This is a genomic window from Pseudoxanthomonas sp. 68-E7, from assembly GCF_057773145.1.
Genome location: NZ_JBYMTI010000002.1, coordinates 777,241 through 785,324, shown reverse-complemented (window position 1 = coordinate 785,324; position 8,084 = coordinate 777,241). Strand labels below are relative to the sequence as shown.

Genomic DNA, 8,084 nt, shown 5'->3' with positions numbered 1-8,084 from the left:
TTTTTGGTAATTCCCAAGCAAACCGGACCAAATCTGAGAGGATTTGGTCATGAAGCAATGTCCTGCTTGCGCTGGTAGCCGGCACTACAGCCTGTCGGATGGACGACTCAAGTGCCGCGCCTGCGGCAAGCGCTTCACGTGGACGTCAGTGTGGGATTCGGTGCGCTTGCCGGGCGCCAGCAAACAGCGCCTGCTGGAGTTGTTCGTCCTCGGGGTGCCGTCCTATCGGCAACGTTTCCGCAGTGATACCACGGCCGCCACACGTGAGCGGTTCTACCGCCTGGCGCGCGCGTGCTGCGCAATGGCCGAGCAACTGCGGGAACCATTCGAGGGTGCACTGGAACTGGACGAAACCACGTTTGGCGGCGCCAGGAAGGGCAAACGCGGCTGGGGTTCTGCTGGCAAGGTGATCGTCTTCGGACTGATCAAGCGCAACGGCCAGGTCAAGGCGATGCCGATCGCCGCTCATGACCAGGCTTCGGTCATGCAACAGATCGATGCGCACAGTCGGGAAGGCTCGCTGTACTACACGGACGAGTGGCAAGCCTATGCCACCTTACGCTTGCGGGGCGAGCATGTGATGATCCGCAAGGAGAAGGGGCGACCGGTCGGACGTGACCACATCAACGGCATCGAGGGCTTCTGGAGCTATGCCAAGAACTGGTTGTATCCCTACCGGGGCGTGCCCTCCCAATACTTCCATCTGTACCTGGCCGAAGTTTGCTACCGCTTCAACCATCGCGAGCGGGACCTTAAACCCTTGCTTTTCAGGCTTTTGAAGACCACTTCAATCCAGGAACTACGGCCCATTCTGGTCCGGAAAGCTTAGGAATTACCTTGTTTTTCCGGGCCGGCAGCGGGAGCGTCGCCGTCACTTTCCAGGAACAGGAATGCCCGGCTTCGCCTGCATGATTTTGCTTCGTTGCTGAGTCGTGGCCTGCCCCGGAAAGTCGATTGAGCGGTTCGGCCGGGAGGGCATGGCTGCCAGAGTTTGCCTGCGTTGTCCTGTTGCGTTCGAACCTCCAATGTTAGTTGAACTGGCGCCGCCGTCTTCGCAAGAATCGCTGACAAGGAGTGTCGAAACTCCTCACACACAGCCAGGCTCATCTTCTTTCTTTGCGGGGCTTTTCCTCGCTCTGCTGAGCCTGGGTCGATGCTTTCCGCGTCGGGAGTGGACCGAATACAAGACCCGCTTGCGGGGAACAGGTCCGCCGTTCTGTGTGTGCGGTTTTTCGACCTCCCGACATCCCGGCGCACCCGTCGTGCGCCGGCCAGGAGCGGTCCACACCACAGGAGGCGATATGTCCCAATCCCATAGTGCTTACATCATCAGCGAAGAAACCCACGCGCAGCTCGTGCAGTTGCGCGATACGTTCCGGGAGTTGTCCGGATCCGAGCAGTTCCACGAGGCGGCGGCGCTTCTGAAGATTCCGGATGTGGTGCTGACCTCGCAGTTCGGCCGGATGGCCGACGAGGTGAGCGGGATTCTCGATGGTTTGGTCTATGTGCCTGCGGACCGGCATTGAGCTGATGCGCTTGGCCGCGCAAATCCCCTTCGCCTGCGGTGCAGGCGCCCGCCCCCTTTTTCAAAGGGGGCTGTGTGCCGGGTTTCGTTGGTCTGTGTGCTTCGGCTGCCTCGTAGAACCGCCACTCGGCTATCGGGGGCGTGCTGAAAGGGAAAGCTGGTCGTGGGCATGCGACCGCGACGGGTTCTTCTCGTCAGCGCGGAAGGCCAGGGTCGTCCTTAGGTGAGGAAGAACTCGACCTTGCCGCAGCCGGTGCAGGTGTAGAGGTCGAAGCTTTCGCGATTGACCAGCAGTTCGCCGAGTTCTGCCAGCAGGAAAGGCGCCAGACGCGAACCTTCGTGGAAGCGCTTGGTACCGGCGTGCGCCATGGGGGACTGGCAACGCAGGCATTCCAATTGTCGTGGAGGCACCCGGACGGTCTCCTGATTACGGCTGAAAGCGGGATCGGGTGGCCTCCCGTCCCGACCGGTGCCGCATTGCCAGCAGATATCGAAATCCGCTTCGTTGGTCGTTTTGCAGGATTTGCAGATCCACTCTGCCATGGGAACTCCTTGGTGACGGGTCGTTTGTCCTGGCATGGTAGTCCGCCGCCAGAGTTGGGAAAACCGCAGGAACCCCATCCGGCAAGTCGTCCCACCATGACCAATGGCCTACGGACCCGCCCGGACCCAACCCGTAGCATCGGGCGGTTACCGTTTCGTGGAATCCCCGATGAAGCCGCTTGCCCTTGCTGTCTCGCTGTCCCTGTTGATGCCGTTGGCCGGACTGGCCCCGTCCACCGCGCGGGCCGATGAAGTGCCCGCACCGAAGGATGTTCCGTTCAATGGACAATTGCGCATCGAGGTGGATGCCACCGATCTCAATCGCCGCATCTTCCGCGTGCGCGAGACCATTCCGGCGCAGGCGGGGCGGCTGACCCTGCTGTATCCGCAGTGGTTGCCGGGCAAGCACTCGCCGGCCGGTCCGATCGAGAAGATGGCGGGCTTGGTGATCACCGCCAACGGCCAGCGACTGCCGTGGGTGCGGGATCAATTCAATGTGTACGCCTTCCACGTGGAAGTGCCGGCTGGCGCGAGCGAAGTGACCGCCGAGTTCCAGTTCCTGTCCTCGCAGGGTGGCTCGCAGGGACGGGTAGTGATGACCCCGGACATGCTCAACCTGCAATGGGATTCCACTTCGCTGTATCCGGCGGGTTATTACAGCCGCAACGTGCAGGCGCAGGCCTGCGTGAAGCTGCCGCAGGGCTGGTCTTACGCGACCGCGCTGACTACCGACACCCGCAATGGCGACACGGTCTGCTTCAAGCCGATCCGCTATGACGATCTGGTGGACTCGCCGATGTTCGCGGGCAAGCACTACAAGCGCATCGATCTGGATCCGGGCGCGAAGCAACCGGTGCACTTGAACGTGTTCGCCGACGAAGCCAAGGATCTGGAAGCCAAGCCCGAGCACATCAAGGCGCACCAGGCGCTGGTCACCCAGGCCAGCAAGCTCTATGGCGCGCGCCATTTCGATCACTACGAGTTCCTGCTCGCCCTGACCGACAAGCTGGGCGGCATCGGCCTGGAGCACCATCGTTCCAGCGAAAACAGCGGTGACCGCGATTACTTCACCGACTGGGACAAGTCCTGGCGCGGCCGGGACCTCCTGCCGCACGAGTTCAACCATTCCTGGAACGGCAAATATCGCCGCGGCGCGGATCTGGCCACGCCGAGCTTCAACGTGCCGATGGGCGACAGCCTGCTGTGGCTGTACGAGGGCCAGACCCAGTTCTGGGGCCACGTGCTGGCGGCACGCTCGGGTCTGTGGACCCAGGAACAGGCGCGCGATTCACTGGCGCAGGTGGCCGGCGTGTATGACCGTGGTCGGCCCGGCCTGGCCTGGCGCAACATCCAGGACACCACCAACGATCCGACCATCGCAGCACGCCGCTCGCTGCCGTTCCGCAACTACCAGATGAGCGAGGATTACTACTCCGGCGGACAGATGATCTGGCTGGAGGTGGATGGCAAGCTGCGTGAGCTCAGTCGCGACAAGCGTTCCCTGGATGATTTCGCCAAGGCGTTCTTCGGCATGGACAACGGGGTGTGGGAGGTCAATCCGTACACCTTCGACGACATCGTCGCCACGCTCAACGGCATCGCGCCGTTCGATTGGGCCGCCTTCCTGCGTTCGCGCGTGGATGGGCACGGGCCGCTGATTGGCGGACTGGAAGCGGCGGGCTGGAAGCTGGTCTACACCGACAAACCCAGCGATGCGTTCAAGGCGATGGAAAGCGAGCGCAAGGACGCCAACCTGACCTATTCGCTGGGCCTGTCGGTCAACAGCGCTGGCGTGCTGGGTGACGTGCGCTGGGATGGTCCGGCGTTCAACGCCGGGCTGGCGCCGGGCATGACCCTGCTGGGCGTGAACGGGCGCGAATACAGCAGCGAGGCGTTGAAGGACGCGGTGACCGCGGCCAAGGACAGCAAGTCGCCGATTGAACTGGTGGTCAAGCGTTTCGATCGCATCGAGACCGTGCGCATCGCTTATTACGATGGCCTGCAGTATCCGCACCTGGAGCGCATCGCCGGCAAGCCGGATCGACTGGCCGATCTGTACAAGGCGCGTTGATGCACCGAGGCGCGGCGGCGGCGTCGCCGCCGCGCCATCCGGTTCCGCTCAGCGCAGTGGCAGGCAGATCGCCGTGCGCCATTCGCTGGGCGGCGCGCTGCGCGGATCGTTGAGGTATTCCTCCATCACCGGCGCGTCGGCGGCTTCCTCGCCGCTCGCCGGCAGCCATTCGCCGAACAGCCAGCGATAGGGACGATCCAGTTCCGCGTATGGCCCGACATGCACCAGCACCGCATAGCGGCCGCCGGCGATGGTCAGCGGGCGCAGTGGCGCCTGCACGATGCCGGCGGAGGCGATCTCCACGCAGGCGTCCGAACGCAGCGCCTCGGGGGAGACGCTCTCGGGGTCGTCGTAATACAGGCCGAACGAGCGCGCCTGCGGTGGCACGCCCTGGCCGGCCGCCCAGGCGGCGAGTTTCTCGAAGCTCTCGCCGATGTCGTGATAGTGACCCTGGTGAGGGAGGGCGGCGACGGTGATGTCGGGGAAGGTCTGGATGCTGACGTCGTACATGGGGAAATCCTCGGGTTCTGACAGGTCGGTGCGTGGTGGAAGCGTCGCTTCCATGCCGCGCTGGCGGAATGCGCCCGGAGGAACCCCGTAGGCCTGTGCGAACGCCCGGTTGAAGGCCGCCGCGCTGCCGTAGCCGCAGCGACTGGCGATGGCGGACAGCGGGCGGGTCCCGTGCAGCAACTCGACCGCGGCCCGATGCAGGCGCATGCGGCGCAGGGTGTCCGCCACGGTCTCGCCCATCGCGCCGCGGTAGATGCGGTGGAAGTGGTAGGGCGAGAAGTGGCCGATGGCCGCCAGGTGTTCGAGGGTGAGCGGCTGGTCGAGGTGACCGACCAGGTGGGTGACCACCTTCTCGATACGGGCGGCGTAGCTGCGGCGGGTGGTGGGGCGTTTCATGCGGTGGGTGGTTCCTGGGGACGCGGGGACAGCCTGCCGGGATGGCGTTGACCCGGGTTGCGCATTGTGGCGGGTGGTGGAGCAAATCCCCCTCAATCCCCCTTTTTTAAGGAGGGAGGCAAAAAGCAAAAGCCTGCACACCTTTATTCTTGGCTGAAGTACGAATGCTTCGGGCTCGAACGGTTGCTTTTTAGCCCCCTTTGCAGGGCCTCCCGACGGCCGAATAGCGGGTCAAAAGGGGGCGGGCGGCCGCGCAGCGGGCAACGGGGGATTTGCGCGGAATGTCCCGGCGTCAACCGCATCTCCATCCCTGCGATCCCGCTCCGGTATCCTGAGCGCCTTCAGTTCGGCAAGGCGAGACAATGGCAAAGGCCAGGACCGCGTATGTCTGCGGCGAGTGCGGCGCGGAGTTCAACAAATGGCAGGGGCAGTGCGGCGAATGCAACGCCTGGAACACGCTGACCCAGATCGCGCTGGAGGCCGCCAGCGGTCCGCCGGCGACCCGCCGCAGCGGCTGGGCGGGCAAGGCCGACGCGCCGAAGATCACCGCGCTCAAGGACGTCCGCCACAGCGAGGAAGCGCGGGTGAGCACCGGCATCGGCGAGTTCGATCGCGTGCTGGGCGGCGGTCTGGTGGAAGGCGCGGTGGTGCTGGTCGGCGGCGACCCGGGCATCGGCAAGTCCACGCTGTTGTTGCAGGCGCTGGCGAAGATGTCGGCAAGCTTTCCGGCGCTGTACGTCACTGGTGAGGAATCATTGGCGCAGGTGGCCGGACGCGCGGTGCGGCTGGATCTGCCGCTGGACAACCTGCAGGCGCTGGCCGAGACCGGCATCGAGAACATCCTCCAGCATGCTTCCACCGCGCGGCCGCGGCTGATCGTCGCCGACTCGGTGCAGACGCTGTGGACCGAGTCGCTGACCGCCGCGCCCGGTTCGGTCAGCCAGGTGCGCGAGAGCGCGGCGCGACTGGTGCGCTATGCCAAGGAAACCGGCACCGCCGTATTCCTGGTCGGCCACGTCACCAAGGAAGGCGGCATCGCCGGTCCGCGCGTGCTGGAACACATGGTCGACGCGGTGCTGTATTTCGAGGGCGAAAGCGGCAGCCGCTTCCGCCTGCTGCGCGCATTCAAGAACCGCTTCGGCGCGGTCAATGAACTGGGCGTGTTCGCGATGGGCGAGAAGGGGCTGAAGGAAGTCTCCAACCCGTCGGCGATTTTCCTGTCCGGCGGCAGTTCCCAGCAGCCGGGCAGCTGCGTGCTGGTCACCCGCGAAGGCACCCGTCCGCTGATGGTGGAGGTGCAGGCGCTGGTGGATGCCTCGCCGCTGTCCAATCCGCGCCGCGTCGCCGTCGGCCTGGAGCAGAACCGGCTGGCGATGCTGCTGGCGGTGCTGCATCGCCACGGCGGCATCGTGGTGGGCGATCAGGATGTGTTCGTCAATGTCGTCGGTGGCATCCGCGTGCAGGAAACCGCGGCGGATCTGCCGGTGCTGCTGGCGGTGCTGTCGTCGCTGCGGGATCGGCCGCTGGCGGACAAGACCGTGGCCTTCGGCGAGGTCGGCCTGTCCGGCGAGATCCGCCCGGTGCCGAATGGCGAGGAGCGCCTGCGCGAAGCGGCCACGCACGGCTTCAAGCGCGCCATCGTGCCCAAGGGCAACGCGCCCAAGTCCGGCACGTTCAAGGGGCTGGAAGTGATCGCGGTGGAGCGGTTGTCGCAGGCACTGGAGGCGGCGGCGGAGTAACCGGCGTGGCGCGCAGCGCGGGTTGCGCGAGCGCGGTGGTCAGGCGCTGCAATCCATCCTCTTCATGCAGCGCGACCGGAACGTCGGGGGCGATGCCTTCGATTTCGTTGACGCCGTTGGCAAGGAAACGCGCGCAGTTGGGCATCACCACGTCGAACGGGGCCACGCGCAACGCGGTGCGGCCACCGCCGTCGACATAGCCGCAGCCCGCACCGAGCGTGCGTTCGCCGAGGACGGTGGCGACCCGGTTCTGTTGCAGCCATACGACGAAATCCTCCGATGCCGATGCGGTGCCTCGGTCGGCGAGGATCAACAGGCGGCCGCGCCACGCGCCGCGTCCGGACAGGTGTTCACGCTCGCCGACCGGGGCCAGCACCGGGCAGACGGATTCGCCGTACCAGATCCGGGCGCGGTCACAGGCCGGCGCGACCGTTCGGGGCGCCGCACGCACCAGGTCGCCTGGAGCGACCAGGGCGATGACTTCGGAGACCCATTCACTACCGCCGCCGTTGCCGGTCACGTCCACCAGCAATCGGCGCGCCCCATTGGCCCGCAATGCTTCGAGCGTGCGTGCCAGCTCCGTCTGCAGATGGGCGCGCACGCGCAATTGCAGCGCGCGCTGGCCGATGCCTGCCTGGAACACCTGCCGGCAGGCGGCGAGGTAACGCTGTTCGCCGAATTGGGCGATGCGCAGGATGCCGATGTCGCCAAAACGACCTGCGGGGAAATGCGCCCCCGGCAATGCGCGCCAGTCCGGCAACCGGGCGAAGGGCAGGGTGAAGCTGTGATCGTCTTCCTCGTAGCCGGCGGCTTCGCAATCCGCGCCGGCCGCCGGATCCACGGGTTCGGTCGCGGGTTCGGTCGCGGCGTCGGCCGAGGAGGCGAGCGGTGAGGGCGCGGGACGTTGCGCCGGTTCCAGCCGCAAGTGCGGATCGCCGAAGCGCTGGACGAAGTCGCGCAGCGCCAGGAAGGCGCGCACCCGCGAGTGCGCGCGGTTCAGCGCGATGGTGGTTTCGCGATCCAGCGCGGCCAGGTCGAGTTGCCGGTGCGCGGCGATCCAGTCCAGGTTTGCATAACCCTGCGCCATGTCGTGCTTGAGGCGCTGGTAGTCGGCCAGCCAGGGACGCGCGTCGTAGCTGGCCACGTCCCAGGCGATTGCGGCCAGGACGAATGCGATGACGGCCAGGCACAGCCGCTTCAGCCAGCGCCAGCGGCGGGGAGGGCGGGAGACGGGATTCGAAGCGGGCATGCGCGCTCATTCCTTGACGGCGGAAGACGCGACCATAGCGAGGGCGGATGC

Annotated in this window: 7 protein-coding genes; 4 read left to right on the top strand and 3 right to left on the bottom strand. The window is 65.7% G+C overall.

Translation table 11 applies throughout. The features are described from left to right. The first annotated feature begins 49 nt into the window (after positions 1–49). Positions 50–829 carry an IS1595 family transposase gene (locus AC3DE2_RS08115; protein ID WP_488425747.1) on the top strand — a complete coding sequence of 260 codons (780 nt, stop codon included), beginning with the start codon at positions 50–52 and terminating at the stop codon, positions 827–829. A gap of 472 nt (positions 830–1,301) precedes the next feature. Beyond that, positions 1,302–1,526, top strand: a complete 225-nt coding sequence (locus AC3DE2_RS08110; RefSeq protein ID WP_295379301.1) for a hypothetical protein — start codon at positions 1,302–1,304, stop codon at positions 1,524–1,526. 218 nt (positions 1,527–1,744) lie between these two features. Here AC3DE2_RS08110 and AC3DE2_RS08105 read toward each other — a convergent pair whose 3' ends face one another. Beyond that, positions 1,745–2,068 carry a hypothetical protein gene (locus tag AC3DE2_RS08105; protein ID WP_295379303.1) on the bottom strand — a complete coding sequence of 108 codons (324 nt, stop codon included), beginning with the start codon at positions 2,066–2,068 and terminating at the stop codon, positions 1,745–1,747. A 169-nt stretch (positions 2,069–2,237) separates the two neighbouring features. On the opposite strand from AC3DE2_RS08105, the gene AC3DE2_RS08100 reads away from it, so the two are divergent. Continuing rightward, positions 2,238–4,139: a M61 family metallopeptidase gene (locus AC3DE2_RS08100; protein ID WP_295379306.1), complete on the top strand. Its 1,902-nt coding sequence runs from the start codon at positions 2,238–2,240 to the stop codon at positions 4,137–4,139. 48 nt (positions 4,140–4,187) lie between these two features. On the opposite strand, the gene AC3DE2_RS08095 is transcribed toward AC3DE2_RS08100, so the two are convergent. Further along, positions 4,188–5,045, bottom strand: coding sequence for an AraC family transcriptional regulator (locus AC3DE2_RS08095; RefSeq protein ID WP_295379308.1), 858 nt, complete (start codon positions 5,043–5,045; stop codon positions 4,188–4,190). Positions 5,046–5,407: 362 nt separating this feature from the next. On the opposite strand from AC3DE2_RS08095, the gene radA reads away from it, so the two are divergent. Next, entirely contained in the window at positions 5,408–6,784 is a 1,377-nt protein-coding gene (gene radA / locus AC3DE2_RS08090) for a DNA repair protein RadA (RefSeq protein ID WP_295379310.1), read from the top strand. Here radA and AC3DE2_RS08085 read toward each other — a convergent pair. Continuing rightward, positions 6,720–8,033, bottom strand: a complete 1,314-nt coding sequence (locus tag AC3DE2_RS08085) for a S41 family peptidase (RefSeq protein ID WP_295379312.1) — start codon at positions 8,031–8,033, stop codon at positions 6,720–6,722. The genes radA and AC3DE2_RS08085 overlap by 65 nt on opposite strands. Between the last annotated feature and the right edge of the window lie 51 nt (positions 8,034–8,084).